The organism is Vogesella amnigena (genome assembly GCF_042648905.1).
Classification (GTDB): domain Bacteria; phylum Pseudomonadota; class Gammaproteobacteria; order Burkholderiales; family Chromobacteriaceae; genus Vogesella; species Vogesella amnigena.
Window position 1 is genome coordinate 1 of the sequence record NZ_JBHRYH010000017.1, and the last position, 23,463, is coordinate 23,463.

The following is a 23,463-nucleotide window of genomic DNA, read 5'->3' on the forward strand; positions in this document are numbered from 1 at the left end:
TCGAGCTGGGCAAGCAGACGTTGAAAGGATTGGGTATCCATCATCGCGCTCCTGGTGAGGTGCTTGCTTCAGCTTAGTTACCAACTCGTAATTGGGACATAGCCATAAAAAATGGAAAACTCAAAAGTCGATCCGACCAAATCACTCTTGAGACGTTATACTTACCATCAGAAAACAAAAACGAACAAACAGAAAAAAACATCAATCACCGTTTTTACCAGCCTTACAGAAAAAAACAGATTCTATATTTATGCATACGCAAACACCGGATACAGCGAGACATCAACCAATTACGCAAAGGGCTTTCTTTCGACATTCCAAAAAATTGACGTCATTAAAAAATGAGAATCACAAAATACATACTCCCCATTGCCATCTTTAGCACAACCCAATCTTATGCCAACGAGCAGGTGGCAATAAACATCGACGACCAAACAAAACTATATATCACAACTGAAAAATCAATTGCAACTATAAAACTAAAATCCGGAAAATTAAAAAAGCAAAAATCCATAGATATGGATTCAGAAAAATCAATTCACATTGAAGTATACAAATCAAAAAACATCAATAATAAATATTTTTCCATATGGCACATAGACGATGGAATGGGGGTTTATAAAATATATAGATTCTTTATATATTTATCAGGAAGAAAAAATATAGTTGAAATAAAACCAAAGTGCGCAGACGAGTTCATAAACATTAAACTAATAAAAGCATCCACCATAATAGAAAGCAGCTACTACAATGAAAACACAATATCAAGGTGCTTTACAGACATTAAAAAAGCAACAAAAACCGCAAATTCTAGTTTCATTTTCTATAAGTAAAATATTTTTATGAAATAAAAACAAACTTACGAAAGTTATCTAAAAATAACAATCGGAAAATAAATAAATCATTGCCAATGATTCAGCTTGTCAGAAGCTATTGAATGTTTTTGATAAATAGAATGCACCATAACCCCCCCCCCATTCCTCCACGGAATTCCCCATGCGCCCTTTCATTCGTGTCGGTGATACCCATACCGGTGGCGGCGAAGTGCTGGCCGGCTCGCCGCACATGACCTTTGCCGGCCGCAAGCTGGCGCGTCGCGGCGACCCGGTGTCTTGCCCGCGGCATGGCCGTAACGAGATTGTCGAAGGCGATGCCGCGTTTACCGATAACGGCATCCCGGTGGCCTTGCATGGCCACCGCTGTGCCTGCGGCTGCACCTTGATCGCCTCGCTGTCGCAGGCCGGGAAAGCCTGATGCCGATTACGCTGGAAGACATCCCGGCCGCGGACGAGACCACGGTGCCACCATTGCGCGTGTGGGTCTGGCTACTGCTGCTGTTGCTGTGCCTGCTGGCAGGCGCGCTGTATGGCTGGTTGTTCTGGCCCGCCGGCAAGCCGGTGATGACGCTGGCGTGGTGGAGCCGGGTGCTGATCTGGCCGTTGTGCGGCTACGCCGCCCTGCTGGGGGTGCGGCTGTGGTGGCATGACCACTGCCACATCGCAGTGCTGGACTGGAACGCGGATCGCGAGACACTGCTGGCGGAAGAAACCCTGCGTGGCCAGCAGCCGCTGTACCTGTATGCGATTGCGCAGCAATGCGCGCTGGGTAGCGATGGGCTGGCGGCGCGCCTGTTGGCAGGAGACAGCGCCCTGGCCGCCACCGCAATCGACGGGGTGGGCCATGTGATCTGTGCCCGTTTCCCGGCGGATTTCCTGGCGCAGGCGCTACCAGAAGCGTTGCCGGACGATGTGGATGAGGAGGCCTTCGCCAGCGATGAGGATGTGGCCGCGATGGAGATCGCACTGGCGCTGGAGGCGGATGCGAACTTGCCCGTGGTGCCTTCTGCGGAAGCCGCACCGCCGCACTCCCCGGCATCCTGGTTGCCACGGGTATTTGTACAGCTGCTGCAAACCCTGTTGCCGCAGCTACAGACGCTGCATAGCCCGCCCCGCGTGGTACTCAGCTGGGCGCCGGCGTTGGCCGCATCCGACCCGCTGGCACATTGGCAGCAAGCCTGTGCGCGCTGTGGCGTGTCGCTGCTGCCGCCGGATACGGCCGAGCAGGGGCTGTTGCTGCTGGATCGTTGCCTGGAACAAGCCGCCCCGCTGACCTTGCTGGTCAGCGTGCACGGGCATGAGACGCCACCGGCAGGGTCTGGCGACGCGGCGGTGGCGTTGTTGTTCGGCCCGGAGCAGCCGTCTGCAGCAGAGGATATGCCACCACTGGCCTGGCTCAACCGCCCCGAGCAACTGGGCCGGGCCGCCAATACCGTGACCCAGTCTTTGGCCTACGCGCTGCGCTGGAGCACCTTGCCAGCCAGCGATGTGGAGCAGGTCTGGCTGGCCGTGCCGCCGGGCGCGGACCAGGTCGCCGTTTTGACGGCACTGGCCGAGCTGCCACTGCCCACTGCGGCACACCCGCGTATCGATGTGGCGGCAGCACTGGGAAATGTGGGGCAGACCGCCGGCTGGCTAAGCCTGGCGGTAGCCGCCGAGCATGCGGCCAACAGCGGCAAGCCCCAATTGGTGATCGCCAGTGATCCGCTGCCGGTAGCGCTGGTCATCGAGCCGCTTGGCAGCCCAGCAGCTGCCGAGCCGCCATCTGAATAACGGAAAGAGAGTTTACCGTCATGTCCGACATGTCTACTGGTCGCCCACGTATCGTGCGTGGTTTAGCCCTGCTCCTGCTGGCTACCTTGCTTGGCGGCAGCCTGTTCATCTGGCAGGACGATATGCAGTTTCCCGGCGAGGCCCTGAAGTGGCGTGCCGAAGCCGTGCTGTTCGGCAGCTGCCTGGCCATGGCCCTCCTGCTGCTGTGGGCCAGTGGTGGCCAACGCGACAGCCCGTTACGGCAACGCTGGCTGCAGCGCCGCCAGGCACGGGACGAGAACGTGGAACAGCAAAAGCAACTGCTTGCCACTCGCGCCTGGCACCCCGCCCTGCAACGCCACCTCGCCGCCCAGCACAGCTGGTGGCAGCGCCGGCGCAAGCTATGGTTGCTGGTGGCCGGGGACGAGGCGCTGGTGCGGGCGCATTTCCCGTGGCTGATCGAGCAGGGTTGGCTGGATGCGCGGCAGGCAGTGCTGGTCTGGAGCGGCGCCACGCCGCCCGACGGTGGCTGGGCGCGGCTGCGTGGGCGGTGGCGGCTGCCGGCGGATGGCATCGTGCTCGTCAGCCAGAGTGCAGCGCCCGATGGCGGCGCGGCGCTGGCAGGGTTGGCCGCAGATTGTGGCGTGGCCTTGCCGGTGCAGTTGCTGCTGAGCCCGGCACAGGTCAGCGGCCAACGGCCGGAAGCGGCGCCACCGATTCTGCTGAGCTGGCGCGAACAGGCGAACCGCGCCGAGATCACCCTGCCCTTGTTCAACCAGCTGGAAGCGCCATTGGCAGCGTCCGGCGTGGCGGCGATGGCCGGTGGGCTGGCGTGGCATTTCGATGCTGCGCTGTCGCAGTGGCTGCAGCGCCAGGGCGCGGCGCTGGCCGCCGGCTGCGAGCGGCTGGGCCAGCGCCTGCACCGCCAGCAGCATCTGGTGGGGCTGTGGTTCTGCCCGGCACCGGTGTGGGCGGGAGCCGGGGCAGGGTTTGACTCCCCACTCCCGACTCCCCACTCCCCCAATGCAGCGTCGCCACTCGCCGCGTCCCACTCCCCCAGTGTTGCCGCCCCGCAATCGGCCTTGGACAGCGCGCTGAATGTACAACTGCCTGCCGCCTGGCTGCGGCAGTTTCGTCACAGCTATGCGCGCCGTACCCGGCCGGGGCTGAAGTTCTGGCTGTGCTGGAGCGTGCTCCTGCTGGCGGCGGTTGCCGCCGTGTGGATAGTTCTGTCCTACCAGGCCAACCGCGCGTTCGTGCGCCAGCTGCACGGCAACCTCGCCACGCTGCAGGCGGCGCGCACTCCGGAGGCCGGGTTGGCCGCATTGGTCGCGGTGCAGCAGGATATCGCGGTGCTGGAGGCGCATCAGCAGCATGGCGCGCCGTGGTTGCTGCGGGTCGGCATGAACCGTGATGACGACTTGCTGGCCGGCGCCTGGGCGCCGTATGGCGCGGCGGCGCGGCAGTGGTTGGCGGCGCCGGTGCAGGCGCAGCTGGCGCTGCAGTTGCAGGCACTGAGCGCGGTGCCGCTGGATGGCAGCATTGACTCCCCACTCCCGACTCCCCACTCCCCCAATGTTGAGGCCGTTGGCACCGCACAGGCCGGAGCCACGTCACCCACTCCCTACTCCCCACTCTCCACTCCCGCTGTAAGCCCCCCCGCCTCCACCACCGCCGCCATCAGCCAGCAAGGTTAAGAGGCGCTGAAAGCCTGGCTGATGCTGGTGCAGCCGGCGCATGCCGATGCAGGTTTCCTGGCGCCAAGGTTGGCCGCAGGCGGTGCCATTGCCTGGCGCCAGCAGTCGCCGGACCGGCTGCAGCAGGTAGCGCGCTTCTATGCCGCGCATCTGGCGCAGCATCCAGAGTGGGCATTGCCCGGTAATGCCGCGCTGCTGCAGGCCTCACGCCAGACGCTGTCCGGGCTGATCGACGTGGAGCAGGCCTCTGATACGCTGTACCGCCAGCTGCTGGCCGACAGCCGCGCCCGCTTCCCCGATCTGCCGCTGGCCACGCTGACCGGCGGCCGCGATCCGCGCGGGCTGTGGCGAGTAGCAGGCAACCTGCCCGGCGTCTACACCCGGCAGGCCTACGATGGCTTTGTGAAGGAGGCGATCAGCCGCCTGTCGCAGCAGACCGCCAGCAATGGCGACTGGGTGCTGGGCCAGCAGGCGATCAAGAGCAGTGACAAGCCGGCCGACATCGCCGCTGCGCTGCAGCGCCGCTACTTTGCCGACTTCGCCCATGCCTGGCAGGGCTATCTGAACCGCATCCAGTGGCAGCCTGCGGCCAACCTCTCCGCCAGTGCCGAGCAGCTGCGGGTGTATGCCGATGCGCAGCAGTCGCCGCTGGCCGGCCTGATGCAGACCATCGTGTGGCAGGCGCAGGCCGGCGCGCAGCAGCGCAGCCTGGCGGATTCGCTGGTGGACAAGGCCAAGAATGTGTTCAACAGCGACGATGCCGACCCGGCGGCGCAGGCGGCAGCAAGCAAAGCGGCCAATGCTGCCCTTGGCGCCCCGCTGGCCGAGGCCTTCGGCCCACTGCTGCGCTTGGCCGGTAATGTGGAAGGCAGCAGTGATGCCGGCGGCAAAGCGGCGGCAAACGCTGCCGACAGCCTGAGCCTGCAACGCTACCTCGACCGCGCCAGCGCCACCCGCCTGAAGCTGGACCAGGTCAACGCCGCCGCCGACCCGGACGCCTACGCGCGCCAGCTGGCGCAGAACCTGTTCCAGGGCCGCGCCAGCGAGCTGGTGGACGCCCGCGACTACGCGCAGCTGGTGGCCGCCAGCCTGGGCAGCGCCTGGGCCGGCATGGGGCAGAACCTGTTGCTGGAGCCGCTGGACCAGGGCTGGCGCACGCTGATGCGCCCGGCCGCCGCCAGCCTCAACAGCCTGTGGGATGCCAGCGTGGTGCGGCCGTTCAACAGCAGCTTCGCCGGCCGCTACCCGTTCAACGACAGCGACAGCGACGCCAGCCTGGCCGAGCTGGCGCGTTTCATCGGCCCGCAAGGCAATATCCAGCGCTTCGCCGGCAACGAGCTGGCCGGCATCCTGCAGAAACAGGGCGACCAGTGGGTGCCCAACCCGCTGTACGCGCAGGCACTGCGCTTCGACGTGGACTTCCTCAACAGCCTGAACAAGCTGGCCTGGCTGGCCGGGCAGCTGTATGCCGAGGGCGATCTCAAGACCCGCTTCAGCCTGATGGCGCTGGGCCACCCCAAGGTCACCGACAGCCAGCTGCAGCTGGACGGCCAGAGCGTGCGCTACTTCAACCAGCGCCCGGTATGGCAGAACCTGGCCTGGCCGGGCGAGCCGCTGAAAGCCGGCGGCACCCTGCTGTGGGAATCGCTGGACGGCGGCCTGCGCAAACAGCAGGACTCCCCCGGCCCGTGGGGCTTCATCCGCCTGCTGGCCAAAGCAAAAGCCGAGCGGCTGAACAACAGCGACTGGCGCCTCGTCTGGCCGCTGGATGACGGCGCGCAGCTGCGCTACACGCTGCGCACCCAGGCCGGCAGCGGCCCGCTCGCGCTACTGCAGCTGGACCACTTCAAACTGCCGGCGCGGGTGTTCGATACCGGCGGGCTGGCGCAGCAGGCACCAAAACCGGCTGCGGCCAACGCTGGGAAGGCAAAACCGTAATGGACTAGAACAGGCTGCCCTGCTCCGCTGCCAGTTGCGCGCGTACCGGGGCGAAGCTGCGGCGGTGCTCGGGCAAGACGCCATGTTCGAGAATGGCGGCCAGGTGCTCCGGCGTGGGGTAGCCCTTGTGGCGGGCAAAGCCATACTGCGGATGCAGCTGATCGAGCGCGATCATCTCGGCATCACGCGCAGTTTTGGCCAGGATGGAGGCAGCGGAAATCTCCGCCACCTTGGCATCGCCCTTGACGATGGCCTCGGCCGGCAGGCGCAGGGTCTTGGGGATCTTGTTGCCGTCGATCAGCACCTTGTCCGGCACGATTGCCAGCCCATCCACCGCGCGCACCATGGCCAGCATGGTGGCCTGGAAGATGTTAACGCGATCGATCTCGGCGGCGTCGGCCCGGGCGATGCACCAGGCCAGCGCCTTGGCGCGGATCTCCTCGGCCAGTGCCTCGCGTTTCGCCTCGCTGAGCACCTTGGAATCGGCCAGCCCGGCGATGGGCCGTGCCGGGTCGAGGATTACCGCAGCGGTGTAGACCGCGCCTACCAGCGGGCCGCGGCCGGCCTCGTCCACACCGCAGATCAGCATCGTGCCACCCGCAGCACCGCGCGTGCGGCCAGCTTGGCGGAGTCCAGCTTCAGCACTTCGTGCATGCGCTCAAACGTGCTGATGATGTCCTGCCGGCTGTCCTGGTCGCGGTACAGCTTGCTCACCTCCGCCGCCAACTTGTCCACCGTGGCCTCGTGTTGCAACAGCTCCGGCACCACGAAGCGGCCGGCCAGCACATTGGGCAGGCCGACGAACGGCAGTCTGAGCTTGCGCTTCACCAGCTGGTAGGTAAGCCAGGACAGCTTGTAGCTGATTACCATCGGCCGCTTGGTCAGCGCCACTTCCAGTGTGGCGGTACCACTGGTGACCAGCACCACGTCGGCGGCGATCATCGCCATCTGTGCATGGCCAATCAGCTTGCGGATCGGCAGATCCCAGGCCTTGTGGCGGGTGAGCAGCCGGTCGAACTGGTCCAGGGTTGGCCGCGTGGCCAATGGCACCAGGAACTGGGCGTCCGGGTATTCCTGCAGCAGCTTGCGCGCCACTTCGATATACAGCCCACCCATGTACTCCAGCTCGCTGCGGCGGCTGCCCGGCAGCAGCGCAAACACCGGGCAGTCCTTGCGCAGACCCAGCTGCTCGCGCATGGCATCGCGATCCGGCGTAAACGGGATCTCGCTGGCCAGCGGGTGGCCGATATAGGTGGCATGCACGCCGGCCGCGTCGTACAGCGGCTTTTCCATCGGGAACAGGCACAGCACCAGGTCGGCGGATTCACCGATCTTGCTGACTCGCTCCGGCCGCCACGCCCATACCGACGGGCTGACATAGTGCACGGTGTGCAGCCCGGCCTGGCGCAGGCTTTTCTCCAGCCCCAGATTGAAGTCCGGCGCATCGATGCCAACGAATACGTCTGGGCGCTCGCGGATCAGCGTGTCGCGCAGGGTGCGACGGATGCGCAGCAGCTCCGGCAGGCTTTTCAGCACTTCCAGGTAGCCGCGCACCGCCAGTTTTTCCTGCGGCACCTGGCTGTGGAAGCCGCGGGCCAGCATGCGCGGGCCACCAATGCCAGCGAACTCGATATTGGGGTGGGCGCTGCGCAGCGCGTCCATCAGGTGTGCGCCCAGCATATCGCCCGAGGCCTCACCGGCGACCATGGCCACCTTGAGGGCACCCGGGCGGGTAAACAACTTTGCAGTCATGAGTTAACGGATGATGCCGCGGTTGGCTGTCTCGAAGAAACGCACGAACAGGTCGAGCTCGGAGTTGGCCGCAGCGGCGGCAATGATCTCGGCCTTCGCCTCGTCAAAGGACAGGCCCTTGCGGTACAGCGACTTGTAGGCGTTGCGGATGTTGCGGATCTGCTCTGCGGTGAAGCCACGGCGCTTCAGACCCTCGGCATTGATGCCGCTAGGTACGGCGCGGTTGCCGTGCGCCATCACGTATGGCGGCACGTCCTGCGCCACGGCGCTGGAGAATGCGGTCATGGCGTGATCGCCGATGTGGCAGAACTGGTGCACGCTGGTAAAGCCGCCCAGGATCACCCAGTCGCCGATATGCACGTGGCCACCCAGGGTGGCGTTGTTGGCGAAGATGGTGTTGTTGCCCACCTGGCAATCGTGGCCCAGGTGCACATAGGCCATGATCCAGTTGTTGTTGCCCATGCGGGTAACGCCCACATCCTGCGCGGTACCGATGTTGAAGGTACAGAATTCGCGGATGGTGTTGTTGTCACCGATTTCCAGTCGCGTCGGCTCACCGGCGTATTTCTTGTCCTGCGGCACCGCACCCAGCGAGCTGAACTGGAAGATGCGGTTGTTCTTGCCGATGCTGGTATGGCCTTCGATCACCACGTGCGGACCGACCCAGGTGCCGCTGTCGATGCTGACATTGGCGCCGATGATGCTATAGGCGCCGATTTCCACGTCCGGCGCAATCTTGGCACCTTCGGCGATGATGGCGGTGGGGTGAATGGCCATGCTTACACCTCGCGTTTTGCACACATGATTTCGGCTTCACAGGCCACCTGGCCGTCCACCAGCGCACGGGCGCTGTATTTGCCGATGCCACGCTTCACGGTGATGGTTTCCACCTCGAATACCAGCTGGTCGCCCGGCACTACCTGGCGCTTGAAGCGGGCCTTGTCGATGCCGACGAAGAAATACAGCTCGTTGTCGGCACGCTGGCCCTGGCTCTTGATCGCCAGAATGCCGGCAGCCTGCGCCAGCGCTTCGATGATCAGCACGCCCGGCATTACCGGGTACTGTTCGAAGTGACCCATGAAGAACGGTTCGTTGATGGTGACGTTCTTCAGTGCCTTGATACGGGTATCGGCCACGAATTCGGTAACGCGATCCACCAGCAGGAACGGGTAACGGTGCGGCAGGTAGCTCATGATCTCGCGCACGTCGATGTGTACTGCGGCGCTGTCGGTGTTGTTTACGGCTTCGGTCATGCTTGTGCGTCCTTGTTCTGTTGCACGTCTTTCAGTGCTTTTTCGAGCTGTTTGACACGGCTGACCAGCTGATCCAGGTGTCGCAGATGCGAGGCGTTGGTCAGCCAGTCTTTGTAAGTGGAAAGCGGGAACGACGACGCGTAGTTGTCGGCGTTACGAATGGATTTGGATACCAGCGTGCCGCCACCAATATGGGTGCGGTCGGCAATATCGATATGGCCGACGATCATCGCCGCGCCACCGATGGTGCAGTTGGCGCCGATCTTGGTGCTACCGGCAATACCGGCACAGCCGGCAATGGCGGTGTGGGCACCGATTTCCACGTTGTGCGCCACTTGCACCAGGTTATCGATCTTGGCATCGCGGCGGATGATGGTGTCGTTCAGCGCGCCACGATCGATGGTGGTGTTGGCGCCGATTTCCACGTCGTCCTCGATGATTACCCGGCCGGTCTGCGGAATCTTGAACCAGCTGTCGCCGGCCCAGGCAAGGCCAAAGCCGTCGGCACCGATCACCGTGCCGCTATGCACGCCAACGCGGTTGCCCAGCCGGCAGCCATGGTAAATGGTGACATTGGGGTACAGCACCACGTCGTCACCCAGCACCACGTCATCGCCCAGCACCACGCCCGGATGCAGGATGCAGCGTTCGCCAATCACCACGTTGCGGCCAACACTGACCAGCTCCCGCACTTCGGCGCTGGCGGCGATACGCGCACCCTCGCCCACCACGGCACGTTCGTGGATGCCGGCACGGGCAGCGGCCGGCGGATTGAACAGCGTAGCCACCTTGGCAAAATACAGGTAGGGGTCGGCCACCAGGATCAGGCTGCGACCCTCGCCTGCCGCCTCGTCAGCCAGAGCCGGCTTGACGATGACTGCACCAGCCTGGCAGCTGCCCAGCTGGCTGCGGAATTTGGGGTTGGCCAGAAAGGTGATTTCCTGCGCCGTTGCCTCACCCATCGGCGCCAGGCGCACGATGTCGCGATCCTCGCCGCGCAGTTCACCACCCAGGGCGGCCACAATTTGCGATAGTTTCATCGGAACTCATCAACAATGAAGCCGACTGGCGTCGGCTTCGGGTTTCTGCAGGGGAGCCGGTTTACTTCTCCAGCTCCTTCAGCACCTTCACTGTGATATCCAGTTTGGGGCTGACATAGACCGCATCCTGCAGTATCAGATCGTACTGCTCGCGCTCGGCAATCTGGCGGATGATGCGGTTGGCACGTTCCTGCACCGACGCATACTCCTCGTTGCGCCGCTGGTTCAGGTCATCGCGAAAATCACGCATCTTGGCCTGGTATTCACGGTCGACGGAAGCCAGCTCCCGTTCCTGTGCCTTGCGCTCTGCTTCATTGGTCTTGTTGCGTGCAATCAGACCTTCCAGCTCCTTGCCGCGCGCAGCCAGCTTCTTCAGCTCCAGCTCGCGAGCGGCAAACTCGCGCTCCAGCTTCTTCTGCGCGGCCATTGCCGGCGAAGCCTCGCGATACACGCGCTCGGTATTGATATAACCCACTTTCAGATCAGCCGCTTGCACCATTGCGGCCGACCCCAGCAGCGTGCCCAGCAACGCCAGGCGATAAATGCTGTTCATACGCCGTCCTTAGAAGGTTTGCCCCAGCAGGAACTGGAAGCGTTGTACGTCGTCGTTTTCCTTCTTGCCCATCGGGAATGCGTAGCTGAACTTCATCGGGCCGATCGGCGACAACCAGGCCAAGCCAACACCCGCGGAGTAACGCATGGCATCCGTGGCAGTCACGCTCTTGATGCGGTCATCCCATACCGTGCCGGCATCGAAGAACAGGCTGGTACGCAGGCTGCGATTGTCTCGCATGCCTGGGAACGGGAACAACAGTTCGGCGGAGCCCACGATCTTGCGGGTACCGCCCAGGGCATCGCCATCGCTGTCGCGCGGACCCAGGCTGCCGCTATCGTAGCCGCGTACCGAACCCAGACCGCCTTCGTAGAAGTTCTGGAAAAACGGCACCCGCTTGGTCTGGCCGTAGCTGTTGGCAAAGCCGATATCGCCGCTGAGGGCAAAGGTAAAGGTCTTGGACAGCGGCCAGAACCAGCTCTGGCTATGGGTGACACGGTAGTACTGCAGATCGCCGCCCGGCAGGCCGGCGCTGACGTTTACGCTCATGCTGTTGCCGCGGGTCGGCCACAGCGCGCTATCGCGCTTGTCACGCGACCAACCAGCGGTAGCCAGGTAAGTGGTGTTCTTCTCGCCGTTGTCAGTCACGAATTCCTGGTATTGCTCCGGGCTGTCCGCACCCAGTGTCAGCTTGCTGAATTCGGCACCGATGCCGAAGTTGATGCGGTCGTACTCGGTTACCGGCACCCCGAAGCGCACCATGCCACCGGTGGTGCTGTTCTTGTACAGGTCGTAATTCCCGCTATTGGAGTTGTATGGCTTGCTGACGCGGTTGTAGACGTCGTAGCCCACGCTCACGCCATCCACGGTGTAGTACGGGTCGGTGAACGACAGCGAATACACCTTGGAAGATTTGCCCTGGTTGAAGTTGACGGCTACCGATTTGCCGGAACCCAACACGTTAGACTGAGATACCGACGCGGACAGCTGCAGGCCGTCGTTCTGCGCGTAGCCAATACCGGCCTGGATCGAGCCGGTGGCGCGCTCCTTCACGTTCACCAGCATGTCGACCTGGTCCGGGGTATCGGCAACCGGCGGGGTTTCCACCTCTACAGATTCAAAGTAACCCAGCAGCTCCAGGCGCTCCTTGCTGCGTTTCACTGCGGCGCCGTTGTACTGTGCGCTTTCCAGCTGGCGCAGCTCGCGACGGATCACTTCGTCGCGGGTACGAGTATTGCCGGCAATGCTGACGCGGCGTACCGAGGTAAGACGACCCGGATCGACAAAGAAAGTCAGTACCAGGGTCTGCTTTTCACGATCGATTTCCGGGGTAACGTTGACGTTGGCGAAGGCATAGCCTTCCGCGCCCAGACGGTCGGACAGCGCATTCACCGATTCATTGACCAGCTCGCGATTGAACAGCGCGCCCGGCTTCACGGTAAGCAGCTGTTTCAGTTCGGCTTCCGGCACTTTCAGATCGCCGGCCAGACGCACCTCGTTCACCTTGAACTGTTTGCCCTCGGTGATATTGATGGTCAGGAACACTTCTTTCTTGTCGGCACTGATCGACACCTGGGTGGAGTCGATATTGAATTCGGCGAAGCCCTGGTTCAGATAGAAGGCACGCAGCTTTTCCAGATCGGCACTCAGTTGCGGGCGCGAGTACTGGTCGGCCTTGGACAACCAGGTCATGTAGCCGGAAGGGGTCAGCGCAAACTCGTCCAGCAGGTCGGACTCTTCGAAATGGCGGGCGCCAACGATATCGATGCTGCTGATCTTGGCGGTAACACCTTCCACGATGTCCAGGGTAATGGCCAGACGGTTGCGGTCCAGCTTGGTAACCTGCGGGGTGATCTCCACCGCATATTTGCCCTTGCTGAAGTACTGGCGCTTCAGTTCCTGGATCGCCTGATCCATCAGGCCCTGATCATAGATGCGCGACTCGGCCAGACCGTTGTCCTTGAGCGCCTTGACCAGCTGGTCCTTGTTGAATTCCTTGGCGCCGGAGATATCCAGGCGCGAGATCACCGGGCGCTCGTTTACCGACACGATCACCACGTCCTTGTCGGCTTCGACCCGGACATCGTTAAAGAAACCGGTAGCGAACAGTGCCTTGATCGCGGCAGAGGCCTTTTCGTCGCTGAAGCTGTCACCCACTTTCAGCGGCAGGTAATTGAACACGGTGCCGGGCTCGGTACGCTGCAGCCCTTCAACGCGAATATCCTTGATGACAAAACTGTCGGCCGCCCACAGCGGCGACATAAGAACGGTAGAAACTGCAGCGGCAATAAAACGTTTATTCATTAGTTTTCCCTATTGGGCCAGCAGCCGAGCGAAGTCATTGAACAGGGCCAGCAGCATGACAGTCATGATGAATGCCATCCCCACGCGCTGACCGACTTCGTATGCACGTTCCGAAAGCGGGCGCCCCCGGATCAACTCAACGACATGATACAGCAAGTGCCCACCATCCAATACCGGTATGGGCAGCAGATTAAACACCCCAAGGCTGACACTGATCAGCGCCATGAATTCCAGCAACGCCAACCAGCCGGCATCGGCACTCTTGCCGGCGAACTCGGCAATGGTCAGCGGACCACTGATGGCGTCCAGCGATACCGTGCCGGTAAACATGGCAGCCAGCATGCGCAAGGTACTGCCACTCAGTTCCACGGTACGGGCGATGGCGGCTTGCACTGCAGCCAGCGGCGCCACCTCCCGGCTTTGCCAATGCTGCTGCATCCAGGTCTCATCCACCGCCGGCGCCACGCCAATACGGCCACGCTGCAAGCCATCCTGCTCTACCATGTCCGGTCGCAGGGCCAGCGATATAGCCTTGCCATCCCGCTGAACTTGCAGCTGCATCAGCTTGCCCGGATGATCCTGCACCCACCGCACCCAGGCTTCCCAGCTGCGTATCGGCTTGCCATCCGTCGCCAGCAGGCGATCACCAGGCTGCAGGCCGGCACGCGCACCGGCGCCATCCGGCAAGACGGTGCCGACTTGCGGCAGGTAACGTACCGGCAACATGCCCAGGCGGGCAAACGTATGCTGATCCAGCGTCTGCAGGTTGAAACGCTCCAGGTCGGGCTGCACCGTCAGCTGCCGCTGCTGGCGCTGCACCTGCAGCCGCAGCTTGTCGCCATCGGCAATCACATCGGCAATGCTACTGCGCAACTCGGTCCAGTCTGTCACCACACGTCCGTTGACTGCCCGCACCCGGTCGCCCGGCTGCAGGCCGGCGGCTGCCGCTGCGGTCTGCGCCACCACTGTGCCAATTACCGGCTGCAGGCTGCGCTGGGTGCCGGACATGGTGATGGAAAACAGCAGCACCGCCAGCAGCAGGTTGGCCGCAGGGCCAGCCACTACCACGATCATGCGCTGCCATACCGGACGGGCATCGAACGCTCGCTCGCGATCCTGCGGCTCCACCTCGCCCTCGCGCGAATCCAGCATGCGCACAAAGCCGCCCAGTGGAACCAGCGCCAGCCGCCACTCGGTGTCGCCGATGCGCCACGACAGCAGCTTGCGACCGAAGCCGATGGAAAAGGTCAGCACCTTGATACCGCAGGCACGCGCAGCCAGGAAGTGGCCGAATTCGTGAAAGGTCACCAGCACGCCGATGACCAGCAGGAAGGCCAGGATCGTCATCAGGCAATCCAGCCCTGCACCAGGCTACGCACCATGGCATCTTTCTCCAGCAGGCTGTCCAGGTCACCGCTTGCCGCCAGCTCGGCCTGCGCCAGCGCGCGCTCGATCAGCTGCGGAATCTGCAGGAAGGCAATACGGCCGTCGAGGAACGCCGCCACCGCAATTTCGTTGGCCGCATTGAGCACTGCCGAGGCATCGCCGCCGGTACGCAAACAATCGAACGCCAGTCGCAGACAGGGGAAGCGCTGCAGATCCGGCTGTTCGAAGGTCAGCCCGGACAAGGCCATGAAATCCAGCGGCGCCACCGGCGCGGTAATGCGCTGCGGCCAGGCCATGGCGTAGGCGATCGGCGTGCGCATGTCCGGCGTACCCAGCTGGGCAATCACCGAGCCATCCTGGTAACGCACCATGGAGTGGATCACGCTCTGCGGGTGCACCACCACCTTGATACGCTCTGCCGGGGTGGCAAACAGCCAGTGCGCCTCGATCACCTCCAGGCCCTTGTTCATCAACGAGGCGGAGTCCACCGAGATCTTGCGCCCCATCACCCAGTTTGGGTGGCGACAGGCATCCTCGGCAGTCACTTGTTGCAGCTGCTGCAGCGAATGCTGACGGAACGGGCCACCGGAGGCAGTAAGGATCAACTCTTCGATACCGGCGGCGACGTGGTCGCCGGCAAAACCGGCTGGCAGCGACTGGAACAGCGCATTGTGTTCGCTATCCACCGGCAACAGCTCGGCACCACCACGGCGCACCGCCTGCATGAACTGCTCCCCAGCCACCACCAGCGATTCCTTGTTGGCCAGCAGGATGCGCTTGCCGGCCAGCGCGGCGGCAATGGTTGGCCGCAGACCGGCGGCACCGACGATGGCAGCCATCACCATGTCCACCTCGGCAGCCGTGGAAACAGTCTCCAGCGCTGCGGCGCCATGCAGTACTTCGGTACGGCTGCCGGCAGCCGCCAGACGGTTGCGCAACTGCGCAGCCGCCGTCACATCCACCAGCACGGCAAACGCCGGCTGGAACTGCTGGCATTGCGCGAACAGCTTGTCCACCTGGCTATTGGCAGCCAGCGCGTAGACCTGGTAACGCTCCGGGTGCATGGCCACCACATCCAGCGTACTGCCGCCGATGCTGCCGGTAGACCCCAGAACGGTAATGTTTTGAATCGTCATGATGCCCTTAAGACGAGTGATACTCAGGCAAGCAGGAAACGCAATGCGGCGGATACCGACAATACCGCGATCAGGCTGTCGATGCGGTCATACACCCCACCGTGGCCTGGCAGCAGGCTGCTGCTGTCCTTGATGCCGGCACTGCGTTTGAACCAGGATTCCAGCAGGTCGCCGATCACGCTGACAGCGGTCAGCGCCAGCGCCAGCGGTAGCAGCAAGGACATGGGCAGGTCGAACTGCAGCCAGCCCAGCCGGGTAACCAGCCAGGTATAGCCCGCCACGCCAAGCACCGCTCCGGCCACGCCTTCCCAGCTCTTGCCGGGGCTGATTGCCGGCGCCAGCTTGCGCTTGCCGAAGGCCTTGCCGGCAAAGTAGGCCGCAATATCGGCCACCCATACCAGCCCCATCACTGCCAGCAGCTGAGTAGCGCTGGCCACGCTGTCATCCGGCCGCCAGGCAACAAAGCCCAGCCAGGCAGGCAGCATCAGCAGCCAGCCCAGCAACATGGCCCGCCCGCCCTTGGGTAGCGGCCAGCGACGCGACAGCCACAGCGGCGTCAGCAGCAACCACACCGGCAGCGACAGCAACAGCAGCCCATGAGCGACCGTCGCCTGCAGTGGCTGCGGCAACTGATAGATAGCCAGCGCCAGCAGGCCGGAGCCCGCGAGGTACAGCCACTTCGCCACGCCGCGCAGCGCCGCCATGCGACTGTACTCCCACAGCGCCAGCCCCACTACCAGCCAGGCAAAAGCAGCCCACAGTGGTGCGGACAGGTAAAACACGGCGCCCAGCATGAGCGGCAGCAGCAACAGTGCCGTGATGACGCGGGTTATCAGCATGAATCAGCCTCGGCGGTGGGCTTGCGGCAGTTGCTCGCTGGTACGGCCAAAGCGGCGTTCACGATTACGGAACGACACCAATGCCTGGTCCAGCGCTTCCTTGCCAAAGTCCGGCCACAACAGATCGGTGAAATAGAGTTCGGTATAAGCCAGCTGCCACAGCAGGAAATTGCTGATGCGCTGCTCGCCACCGGTACGAATGAACAGGTCTGGCTCGGGGGCATAGGACATCGACAGGTTGGCCGCAAGATTGGCTTCGTCGATCTGGGCTACACCCTGCGCCTGCAGCCGGTTCACCGCCTGCAGCACATCCCAGCGGCCGCCGTAGTCGGCGGCGATGGTCAGCACCAGGCCAGCGTTGGCCGCAGTCTTGGCTTCAGCCGCCTCGATACGCTGACAGATGGCGGCAGAAAAGCGCTCGCGCGAGCCAATGACCCGCAGACGGATATTGTTCTGATGCAGGCGTTCCACTTCGCGATCCAGCGCCACGAAGAACAGCTCCATCAGAAAATTGACTTCATCCTCGGGACGGCGCCAGTTTTCGGTGGAGAACGCGAACAGCGTCAGGTAGCCCACCCCCAGGTCGATACAGTGACGCACGGTATCGCGCACCGCATCCAGGCCACGCTTGTGGCCTGCCACTCTCGGCAGCAGGCGCTTCTTGGCCCAGCGGCCATTGCCATCCATGATGATGGCAATGTGCCGGGGCACGGATTGCACCGCCGGCACATCTTGCGTGGAACTTGCAAACACGCAATGCTCCTTACACGGCCATCAGTTCGGCTTCTTTGGCAGCCAGCGCCTTGTCGACTTCGGCAATGTACTTGTCGGTGAACTTCTGAATATCGTCCTGGCCGCGGCGCTCGTCGTCCTCGGTGATTTCCTTGTCCTTGAGCAGGTTCTTCAGGTCGTTGTTACAGTCACGGCGTACGTTGCGGATGGAAACGCGGGCACCCTCGGCCTCGGCGCGTACTACCTTGATCAGGTCCTTGCGGCGCTCCTCGGTCAGCGCCGGCATCGGCACGCGAATGATCTCGCCCATGGAAGACGGATTCAGACCCAGGTCGCTGTCGCGAATGGCTTTTTCGATCTTGGCCAGCATGTTCTTTTCCCACGGCTGCACGCCGATGGTACGCGCGTCGATCAGGGTAACGTTGGCCACCTGGTTTACCGGCACGTCGCTGCCGTAATAATCCACCATCACATGATCCAAGAGACCGGTGTGAGCACGGCCGGTACGCACCTTGCTCAGGTCGGTCTTGAAGGTTTCCAGCGATTTCTGCATGCGCTGTTCAGCCGACTTCTTTACATCGTTGATCATGATTACTCCCGTTGCATTCTGAAAAACAAGGCGGAAAGCGGCTTGCAGCCGTTTCCGCCTATGTGGAATCACTAAATCAGCAGTGTACCAGCGTGCCTTCGTCTTCGCCAAGCACGACACGGGCCAGTGCACCCTGCTTGAAAATGCTGAATACCTTGATATTCAGGTGCTGGTCGCGACACAGCGCAAAGGCGGTGGCGTCCATCACTTTCAGGTTGCGATTGATGGCCTCGTCGAAGGTCAGGGTCTGGTAACGCACTGCATCCGGGTTCTTTTTCGGGTCATCGGTATACACGCCATCCACCTTGGTGGCTTTCAGCATGATATCCACGTTCATTTCCATGCCACGCAGCGCGGCAGCGGTGTCGGTGGTAAAGAACGGGTTACCGGTACCGGCAGCAAAGATCACTACCTTGCCTTCTTCCAGGTATTGCATGGCCTTGCCGCGTACGTACGGCTCGGCGATCTGCTGCATGGTCAGCGCGGACTGCACACGCGCCACCAGGCCAGCCTTGGTCATGGCATCTTTCAGCGCCAGCGCGTTCATCACGGTGGCCATCATGCCCATGTAGTCTGCAGTGGCGCGGTCCATGCCGGATGCTGCCGGCGCCACGCCACGGAAAATATTGCCACCACCAATCACGATGCCGACTTGCACACCCAGATCCACTACATCCTTGATCTGTGCCACGATCTGCTCGATCGTGTTGCGGTTGATGCCGTAGCTGTCATCACCCATCAGGGCTTCGCCGGACAACTTCAGCAGGATGCGCTTGTATGCGGGAACTTGGCTCATGATTACCTCTGGCATTCGGTTTGAATTCTGTTTGCGAAACGGCACCCTGTTTTGCAGGGTGCCGTTTATTGTGTACAACCGGACTACGAATTACAGCTTGGCAGCGGCAGCCACTTCAGCAGCGTAGTCTACAACCTTCTTCTCAATGCCCTCGCCCACTACGAACATGGCGAATGCCTTGACGGAAGCACCCTTCTCGGCCAGCAGTTTTTCTACGGTCTGGTCCGGGTTCTTCACGAACGGCTGACCAACCAGGGTCACTTCAGCCAGGAACTTGTTCACGCGACCTTCCACCATCTTGGCCACGATGTCGGCCGGCTTGCCGGATTCGGCAGCCTGGGCGGTGTAGATCTTGCGCTCTTGTTCCAGGGTCTCGGCCGGAACCTGATCCTTGGATACGCAGATCGGCTTGGAAGCGGCAATGTGCATGGCCACGTCCTTGCCCACTTGCTCTTCGCCCTTGTAGTCCACGATCACGCCGATCTTGGCGCCGTGCAGGTAGGTGGCGATAGCGCCGTCGGTTTCGTAACGCACGAAACGACGGATGGTCATGTTCTCGCCCAGCTTGGCAATAGCGGCCTTGCGGGTTTCTTCAACACTTACACCGTTAACCACTACTGCGCCCAGTGCTTCCACGTCAGCCGGGTTGGCTTCAACCGCAGCTTGAGCGGCGGCGGTAGCCAGCGCGATGAAAGTCGGGTCTTTAGCCACGAAATCGGTTTCGCAGTTCACTTCCACCAGGGCGCCAACGCCACCAGCTACGAAAGAACCGATGATACCTTCTGCAGCGACACGGCCAGCCATCTTGGAAGCCTTGTTGCCGGACTTGATGCGCAGGATTTCTTCCGCCTTGGCAGCGTCGCCGTCGGCTTCAACCAGTGCCTTCTTGCACTCCATCATGCCCAGACCAGTCGCAACGCGCAGGTCAGATACCATCTTTGCGGTGATTTCCGCCATGACTAACTCCTTAAAAATAAATACGTTCCGGAGGATTTAAAAAAAGGGGCTTTCGCCCCTTTTTGCCAAGTGCTTACTCGGCAGCTGCCTCGGCGGCAGCTACGATTTCCTGCAGCGACTGAGCGCGGCCTTCCAGTACGGCGTCGGCGATACCGCGAGCGTACAGACGGATGGCACGGCTGGAGTCGTCGTTACCCGGAATTACGTAGTCAATGCCTTCCGGCGAGTTGTTGGTATCAACCACACCGATAACCGGGATACCCAGTTTCTTGGCTTCAACGATGGTACCTTTCTGGTAGCCGGTATCGATAACGAAGATCGCGTCCGGCAGACCTTTCATATCCTTGATACCACCCAGCGAACGCTCGAGTTTTTCAACTTCGCGCTGCATATCCAGCAGTTCTTTCTTGTTGAAACCGGACTGATCGCCAGCTTCGAGCTGAGCACGCTTGTCTTCAAGACGCTTGATGGACTGCTTCACGGTCTTGTAGTTGGTCAGCATGCCGCCCAGCCAGCGGTGATCCACGAACGGCACGCCTGCACGGACGGCTTCTTCGCGGACGATCTCACGCGCCTGACGCTTGGTACCCACGAACAGGATGGTGCCCTTGTTGGCGGCCAGACGACGCACATATTCCTGAGCCTGCACGAACAGCGGCAGGGTTTTTTCCAGGTTGATGATGTGGATCTTGTTGCGGCTGCCAAAGATGTACTGAGCCATCTTCGGGTTCCAGAAGCGGGTTTGGTGGCCGAAGTGTACGCCGGCCTCAAGCATTTGACGCATGGTCACATTGGTGGACATTCTTTAATCTCCAAAAGGGTTAAGCCTCCATCCACACAGTCAACCCTTGCGGGCACCCTATTGCGTGCGGATGTGCGTAATTTCCCCCGGAATTGAGGGAACTCGCAATTCTAGCACTGGCCTGCATGCCGGCTCAAGCCCCATCCCGCTCCTGCGCATCGCGCAAGCGCTGCCTGCGCTTGCGCCCGGCGATCCACACCACCAGCCAGGTGGGCAGAAACCCCAGCAGCAATACCACCAGCAGCGACTGCGGCAGCGAGTTCTGCCCCACCGCCAGCATCAGTACAAAGTACAACCAGCCTATCAGCACCAGATACATATCAAACAACCGTTTGAATTTTATTGAAAGTTGCGACAAGAATAGCGCACTACCACGCACAACACAGGGCTATCGCATGCAAACCCCCTTTACCCGCTCCTTTGGCGTGACCCGGCCGCTGGTCTGCCCGGGGATGAGCTATATCGCCACGCCGGAGCTGGTGGCCGCCACCTGCAATGCCGGCGGGCTTGGCATCCTGGCCACCGGGCCGCTCAATGCCGAGCAGACCCGCGCCGCCATTCGCCGCATCCGCGAGCTTACCGACCAGCCGTTCGGCATCGGCTGCACGCTGATGATGCCGGGCGCACGCGAGAACGCCGAAGTGGGCCTGCAGGAACAGGTACCGGTGATCAACTTCTCGCTGGGCAAGGGCGACTGGATTGTCAAGCGCGCCCATGCCTACGGCGGCAAGGTGATTGCCACCGTGGTCACTGAAAAACACGCGCAGTCCGCGGCCAACATCGGCGTGGATGCGCTGCTGGTAACCGGCCACGAGGCAGCAGCCCATGGCGGCGAGGTTACCTCGCTGGTGCTGATCCCGGCCATCCGCCGCCTGACCGACCTACCCATCATCGCCGCCGGCGGCTTTGGCACCGGCGACGGCCTGCTGGCGGCACTGGCACTGGGCGCCGATGCAGTAGCGATGGGCTCGCGCCTGGCCATGACCTGGGAGAGCCCGGTGCACCAGCGCAGCAAGGAGATGATCCTGCAACGCAGCGTGGCCGACACACTGTACTCGCGCAACTTCGACGGCCTGTGGTGCCGGGTAATGGACAGCCCGGCCGCGCGGCGCGCCACCCGCAAACCGCTGGGACTGTTGGCCGCAGCCTGGAAAGCCGCCGCCGCGGCACGCAAGATGCAGATGCCGCTGTTCAAGGTAGTGCTGGGTGGCCTGCTGCGCCAGCCACAGCAATTGCGCCAGCTGGCACAGTTCGGCGCCGCCACCGAATCCATCCGCCTGGCCATAGAAGATGGCGACCACCAGCGCGGCGTGCAGCTCATCGGCCAAGTGCAGGGTCTGATTGACGATACGCCAACCGTGGCCGAGCTGTTCCAGCGCATCGAGAACGAGGCCAACCAAAGCCGGCAGCGACTGCTGCAGCTGTAGCCGCTACCGGCTTGTACTCACAAACAATATTGATTATCATTTGCAAAACAATCACCGTGGTTTGCAAGGGGTAATCATGACGCTACCGGCCTACGCCTACGACTTGCTGCACTCGCCGCCACCTGCAAGCAGCCATGCCAACCGCCAGCGACTGCGAATTGCGGCCAACCGGCTGAGCATCATCACCGGTGGCAGCCAACAGCAACGCCAGCAGCTGCTGGCCACGCTGGCAGGCAGCCACGGCGCCCTGCATGGCTTGCTGTTCGGCCAGCCGCTGCAGGACGGCAAGCTGCAACAGCTGGCCTGCAGCCAGTGCGAGCAAGGCAGGCACTGCAAAACCTCGCTGCAGCAGTATGTACTGCAAGGCCGCTGCTACCAGCGCTCCTGGTGGCAACGGCCGTCGGCGGAAGATCAGCAAGCCACGGAGCGTTTGCTGCGCGAACTGGGCCTTGCCCTGCAGGTGGCGACACCACTGCAGCAGCTGGACGACGCACAGCGCGAACTGGCCGCCATCGCCCGCGCCCTTGCCAGCCGTGCACCGGTGGTACTACTGCGGGAACCGGCCGCACTCGACAGCATCCAGCTACCACCGCTGCTGACGCTGCTGCGCCGCCTGGCCATCACCGGCCGCACCATCGTATTGGCACTGGCAGACCGGCAACTGGCGGCCAGGCATGCCCAGCAACTACTGGACCTCGACACCGACGCCAAACTGCCGGCACAGCATCTGGCGGCATGAACGACCGTGGCGCAAAGCAATGGCGACAGCGTAGAATCCAGACCATTTCCGCCCGATAGCCGCGTCATGAGCCTGAATCTGCCCAGCCAGCCCTCCCCCCTGCTGCCCGTCCAATGGTGCGTGTTCGATGGCAACGGTCTCTACCTGCAACATGACACGCTACCGGCAACACCGCCGGCCAATCACACCGGCAGCCGCTATATCGGCCACAACGCCACGGCCAACCTGTTCGCCACCGAATTGCTGGGCGCACCGCCCGCCGACTGGCAACTGCTAAGCCTGCGCCAGGCGCTGCTGACCCTGCCGGCCGACTACACCGCCATGCTGGCGCGGGCCGCGCAATTGCGCCGTTTCGACCACAGCCATCGCTACTGCGGCGCCTGCGCCGCGCCGCTACTGGCCAACAGCAATGACCACGGCAAGCACTGCCCGAGCTGCGGCGAGCTTTACTACCCCCGGCTGTCGCCGGCGATGATGGTGCTGATCTATCGCGACAATGAAGTACTGCTGGCGCGCAGTCCGCATTTCGCGCCCGGCATGTACAGCGCGCTGGCCGGCTTTGTCGAGGCCGGTGAATCGGTGGAGGAATGTGTGCATCGCGAGGCGTTCGAGGAGGTCGGCGTGCGCGTGCGCAATCTGCGCTACATGCGCTCGCAATCCTGGCCGTTTCCGCACTCGCTGATGCTCGCCTTCACCGCCGAGTACGACAGCGGCGACATCACCCCGCAGCCTGGCGAGATCGAGGATGCAGCCTGGTTCCCGGTGGACCAGCTACCACTGACGCCGCCGCCGCGCTCCATTGCCCACTTCCTGCTGCAGGACTACCTGGCAGGACGGTGACTGCCGCCGCCAGCATAGTCGGCAACCAAGCGGACTGTTGCAGGACTGGTTCCTGATTTCACCACGGACATCCCCTGTCCTCGTTAACACTTCTA

The 23,463-nt window shown here is 62.2% G+C and carries 24 protein-coding genes; 8 read left to right on the forward strand and 16 right to left on the reverse strand.

The window, feature by feature from the left end; translation table 11 throughout:
- The first annotated feature begins 341 nt into the window (after positions 1-341).
- From ACFOKJ_RS07280 to ACFOKJ_RS07300, 5 genes are all read left to right on the forward strand, one after another.
- Entirely contained in the window at positions 342-833 is a 492-nt protein-coding gene (locus ACFOKJ_RS07280; protein ID WP_390277957.1) for a hypothetical protein, read from the forward strand.
- A gap of 163 nt (positions 834-996) precedes the next feature.
- Positions 997-1,254 carry a PAAR domain-containing protein gene (locus ACFOKJ_RS07285; protein WP_390277958.1) on the forward strand — a complete coding sequence of 86 codons (258 nt, stop codon included), beginning with the start codon at positions 997-999 and terminating at the stop codon, positions 1,252-1,254.
- Positions 1,254-2,609, forward strand: coding sequence for a hypothetical protein (locus ACFOKJ_RS07290; RefSeq protein ID WP_390277960.1), 1,356 nt, complete (start codon positions 1,254-1,256; stop codon positions 2,607-2,609). Before ACFOKJ_RS07285 ends, ACFOKJ_RS07290 begins: the two co-directional genes overlap by 1 nt.
- Before the next feature lie 20 nt (positions 2,610-2,629).
- A complete protein-coding gene (locus tag ACFOKJ_RS07295) occupies positions 2,630-4,285 on the forward strand; it encodes an ImcF-related family protein (protein WP_390277962.1) in 1,656 nt (551 codons plus the stop codon).
- Positions 4,286-4,291: 6 nt separating this feature from the next.
- Positions 4,292-6,223 (forward strand): ImcF-related family protein, encoded by a 1,932-nt coding sequence (locus tag ACFOKJ_RS07300; RefSeq protein ID WP_390278581.1) that lies wholly within the window; start codon positions 4,292-4,294, stop codon positions 6,221-6,223.
- A gap of 4 nt (positions 6,224-6,227) precedes the next feature.
- Here ACFOKJ_RS07300 and rnhB read toward each other — a convergent pair whose 3' ends face one another.
- From rnhB to ACFOKJ_RS07380, 16 genes are all read right to left on the reverse strand, one after another.
- On the reverse strand, positions 6,228-6,812 hold the full coding sequence (gene rnhB, locus ACFOKJ_RS07305; protein WP_390277964.1) for a ribonuclease HII: 585 nt from the start codon (positions 6,810-6,812) through the stop codon (positions 6,228-6,230).
- On the reverse strand, positions 6,806-7,975 hold the full coding sequence (gene lpxB / locus ACFOKJ_RS07310) for a lipid-A-disaccharide synthase (RefSeq protein ID WP_390277966.1): 1,170 nt from the start codon (positions 7,973-7,975) through the stop codon (positions 6,806-6,808). Before lpxB ends, rnhB begins: the two co-directional genes overlap by 7 nt.
- Before the next feature lie 3 nt (positions 7,976-7,978).
- The gene (gene lpxA / locus ACFOKJ_RS07315) at positions 7,979-8,752 is read right to left on the reverse strand and encodes an acyl-ACP--UDP-N-acetylglucosamine O-acyltransferase (RefSeq protein WP_390277968.1); all 774 of its coding nucleotides are present in this window, start codon (positions 8,750-8,752) and stop codon (positions 7,979-7,981) included.
- A 2-nt stretch (positions 8,753-8,754) separates the two neighbouring features.
- Complete coding sequence (gene fabZ / locus ACFOKJ_RS07320) at positions 8,755-9,228, reverse strand: 3-hydroxyacyl-ACP dehydratase FabZ (RefSeq protein WP_390277970.1); 474 nt, start codon at positions 9,226-9,228, stop codon at positions 8,755-8,757.
- Positions 9,225-10,268: a UDP-3-O-(3-hydroxymyristoyl)glucosamine N-acyltransferase gene (gene lpxD / locus ACFOKJ_RS07325; RefSeq protein ID WP_390277972.1), complete on the reverse strand. Its 1,044-nt coding sequence runs from the start codon at positions 10,266-10,268 to the stop codon at positions 9,225-9,227. Before lpxD ends, fabZ begins: the two co-directional genes overlap by 4 nt.
- Before the next feature lie 61 nt (positions 10,269-10,329).
- On the reverse strand, positions 10,330-10,821 hold the full coding sequence (locus ACFOKJ_RS07330) for an OmpH family outer membrane protein (RefSeq protein WP_390277974.1): 492 nt from the start codon (positions 10,819-10,821) through the stop codon (positions 10,330-10,332).
- Positions 10,822-10,830: 9 nt separating this feature from the next.
- Entirely contained in the window at positions 10,831-13,125 is a 2,295-nt protein-coding gene (gene bamA / locus ACFOKJ_RS07335; protein WP_390277976.1) for an outer membrane protein assembly factor BamA, read from the reverse strand.
- A 9-nt stretch (positions 13,126-13,134) separates the two neighbouring features.
- A complete protein-coding gene (gene rseP, locus ACFOKJ_RS07340) occupies positions 13,135-14,472 on the reverse strand; it encodes an RIP metalloprotease RseP (RefSeq protein WP_390277978.1) in 1,338 nt (445 codons plus the stop codon).
- Positions 14,472-15,647 (reverse strand): 1-deoxy-D-xylulose-5-phosphate reductoisomerase, encoded by a 1,176-nt coding sequence (gene ispC / locus ACFOKJ_RS07345; RefSeq protein WP_390277980.1) that lies wholly within the window; start codon positions 15,645-15,647, stop codon positions 14,472-14,474. Before ispC ends, rseP begins: the two co-directional genes overlap by 1 nt.
- A gap of 23 nt (positions 15,648-15,670) precedes the next feature.
- The gene (locus ACFOKJ_RS07350; RefSeq protein ID WP_390277982.1) at positions 15,671-16,486 is read right to left on the reverse strand and encodes a phosphatidate cytidylyltransferase; all 816 of its coding nucleotides are present in this window, start codon (positions 16,484-16,486) and stop codon (positions 15,671-15,673) included.
- 3 nt (positions 16,487-16,489) lie between these two features.
- Positions 16,490-17,239, reverse strand: coding sequence for an isoprenyl transferase (locus ACFOKJ_RS07355; protein ID WP_390277984.1), 750 nt, complete (start codon positions 17,237-17,239; stop codon positions 16,490-16,492).
- A 10-nt stretch (positions 17,240-17,249) separates the two neighbouring features.
- Positions 17,250-17,807: a ribosome recycling factor gene (gene frr / locus ACFOKJ_RS07360; protein WP_390277986.1), complete on the reverse strand. Its 558-nt coding sequence runs from the start codon at positions 17,805-17,807 to the stop codon at positions 17,250-17,252.
- A gap of 76 nt (positions 17,808-17,883) precedes the next feature.
- On the reverse strand, positions 17,884-18,603 hold the full coding sequence (pyrH, locus tag ACFOKJ_RS07365; protein WP_390277988.1) for a UMP kinase: 720 nt from the start codon (positions 18,601-18,603) through the stop codon (positions 17,884-17,886).
- A gap of 90 nt (positions 18,604-18,693) precedes the next feature.
- Entirely contained in the window at positions 18,694-19,560 is an 867-nt protein-coding gene (gene tsf, locus ACFOKJ_RS07370) for a translation elongation factor Ts (protein ID WP_390277991.1), read from the reverse strand.
- 73 nt (positions 19,561-19,633) lie between these two features.
- Positions 19,634-20,362 (reverse strand): 30S ribosomal protein S2, encoded by a 729-nt coding sequence (rpsB, locus tag ACFOKJ_RS07375; protein ID WP_390277993.1) that lies wholly within the window; start codon positions 20,360-20,362, stop codon positions 19,634-19,636.
- A gap of 133 nt (positions 20,363-20,495) precedes the next feature.
- Entirely contained in the window at positions 20,496-20,681 is a 186-nt protein-coding gene (locus tag ACFOKJ_RS07380; protein WP_390277995.1) for a hypothetical protein, read from the reverse strand.
- A 76-nt stretch (positions 20,682-20,757) separates the two neighbouring features.
- Here ACFOKJ_RS07380 and ACFOKJ_RS07385 point away from each other — a divergent pair, with 76 nt between their 5' ends.
- The 3 genes from ACFOKJ_RS07385 (at position 20,758) to nudC (ending at position 23,368) form a co-directional block, all read left to right on the forward strand.
- A complete protein-coding gene (locus ACFOKJ_RS07385; protein ID WP_390277997.1) occupies positions 20,758-21,789 on the forward strand; it encodes an NAD(P)H-dependent flavin oxidoreductase in 1,032 nt (343 codons plus the stop codon).
- A gap of 76 nt (positions 21,790-21,865) precedes the next feature.
- On the forward strand, positions 21,866-22,528 hold the full coding sequence (locus tag ACFOKJ_RS07390) for a hypothetical protein (RefSeq protein WP_390277998.1): 663 nt from the start codon (positions 21,866-21,868) through the stop codon (positions 22,526-22,528).
- A 66-nt stretch (positions 22,529-22,594) separates the two neighbouring features.
- Positions 22,595-23,368: an NAD(+) diphosphatase gene (gene nudC / locus ACFOKJ_RS07395; RefSeq protein ID WP_390278001.1), complete on the forward strand. Its 774-nt coding sequence runs from the start codon at positions 22,595-22,597 to the stop codon at positions 23,366-23,368.
- The last annotated feature ends 95 nt before the right edge of the window (positions 23,369-23,463 follow it).

Excerpts from the sequence above, each read along its gene's own strand:
- pyrH (WP_390277988.1), bottom strand. The coding sequence starts at position 18,603 with ATGAGCCAAGTTCCCGCATACAAGCGCATCCTGCTGAAGTTGTCCGGC.
- fabZ (WP_390277970.1), bottom strand. The coding sequence starts at position 9,228 with ATGACCGAAGCCGTAAACAACACCGACAGCGCCGCAGTACACATCGAC.
- bamA (WP_390277976.1), bottom strand. The coding sequence starts at position 13,125 with ATGAATAAACGTTTTATTGCCGCTGCAGTTTCTACCGTTCTTATGTCG.
- rnhB (WP_390277964.1), bottom strand. The coding sequence starts at position 6,812 with ATGCTGATCTGCGGTGTGGACGAGGCCGGCCGCGGCCCGCTGGTAGGC.
- ACFOKJ_RS07280 (WP_390277957.1), top strand. The coding sequence starts at position 342 with ATGAGAATCACAAAATACATACTCCCCATTGCCATCTTTAGCACAACC.
- tsf (WP_390277991.1), bottom strand. The coding sequence starts at position 19,560 with ATGGCGGAAATCACCGCAAAGATGGTATCTGACCTGCGCGTTGCGACT.
- ACFOKJ_RS07330 (WP_390277974.1), bottom strand. The coding sequence starts at position 10,821 with ATGAACAGCATTTATCGCCTGGCGTTGCTGGGCACGCTGCTGGGGTCG.
- nudC (WP_390278001.1), top strand. The coding sequence starts at position 22,595 with ATGAGCCTGAATCTGCCCAGCCAGCCCTCCCCCCTGCTGCCCGTCCAA.
- ACFOKJ_RS07380 (WP_390277995.1), bottom strand. The coding sequence starts at position 20,681 with ATGTATCTGGTGCTGATAGGCTGGTTGTACTTTGTACTGATGCTGGCG.
- ispC (WP_390277980.1), bottom strand. The coding sequence starts at position 15,647 with ATGACGATTCAAAACATTACCGTTCTGGGGTCTACCGGCAGCATCGGC.
- lpxA (WP_390277968.1), bottom strand. The coding sequence starts at position 8,752 with ATGGCCATTCACCCCACCGCCATCATCGCCGAAGGTGCCAAGATTGCG.
- ACFOKJ_RS07290 (WP_390277960.1), top strand. The coding sequence starts at position 1,254 with ATGCCGATTACGCTGGAAGACATCCCGGCCGCGGACGAGACCACGGTG.
- ACFOKJ_RS07390 (WP_390277998.1), top strand. The coding sequence starts at position 21,866 with ATGACGCTACCGGCCTACGCCTACGACTTGCTGCACTCGCCGCCACCT.
- rpsB (WP_390277993.1), bottom strand. The coding sequence starts at position 20,362 with ATGTCCACCAATGTGACCATGCGTCAAATGCTTGAGGCCGGCGTACAC.
- frr (WP_390277986.1), bottom strand. The coding sequence starts at position 17,807 with ATGATCAACGATGTAAAGAAGTCGGCTGAACAGCGCATGCAGAAATCG.
- rseP (WP_390277978.1), bottom strand. The coding sequence starts at position 14,472 with ATGACGATCCTGGCCTTCCTGCTGGTCATCGGCGTGCTGGTGACCTTT.
- ACFOKJ_RS07295 (WP_390277962.1), top strand. The coding sequence starts at position 2,630 with ATGTCCGACATGTCTACTGGTCGCCCACGTATCGTGCGTGGTTTAGCC.
- lpxB (WP_390277966.1), bottom strand. The coding sequence starts at position 7,975 with ATGACTGCAAAGTTGTTTACCCGCCCGGGTGCCCTCAAGGTGGCCATG.
- ACFOKJ_RS07350 (WP_390277982.1), bottom strand. The coding sequence starts at position 16,486 with ATGCTGATAACCCGCGTCATCACGGCACTGTTGCTGCTGCCGCTCATG.
- ACFOKJ_RS07285 (WP_390277958.1), top strand. The coding sequence starts at position 997 with ATGCGCCCTTTCATTCGTGTCGGTGATACCCATACCGGTGGCGGCGAA.
- lpxD (WP_390277972.1), bottom strand. The coding sequence starts at position 10,268 with ATGAAACTATCGCAAATTGTGGCCGCCCTGGGTGGTGAACTGCGCGGC.
- ACFOKJ_RS07385 (WP_390277997.1), top strand. The coding sequence starts at position 20,758 with ATGCAAACCCCCTTTACCCGCTCCTTTGGCGTGACCCGGCCGCTGGTC.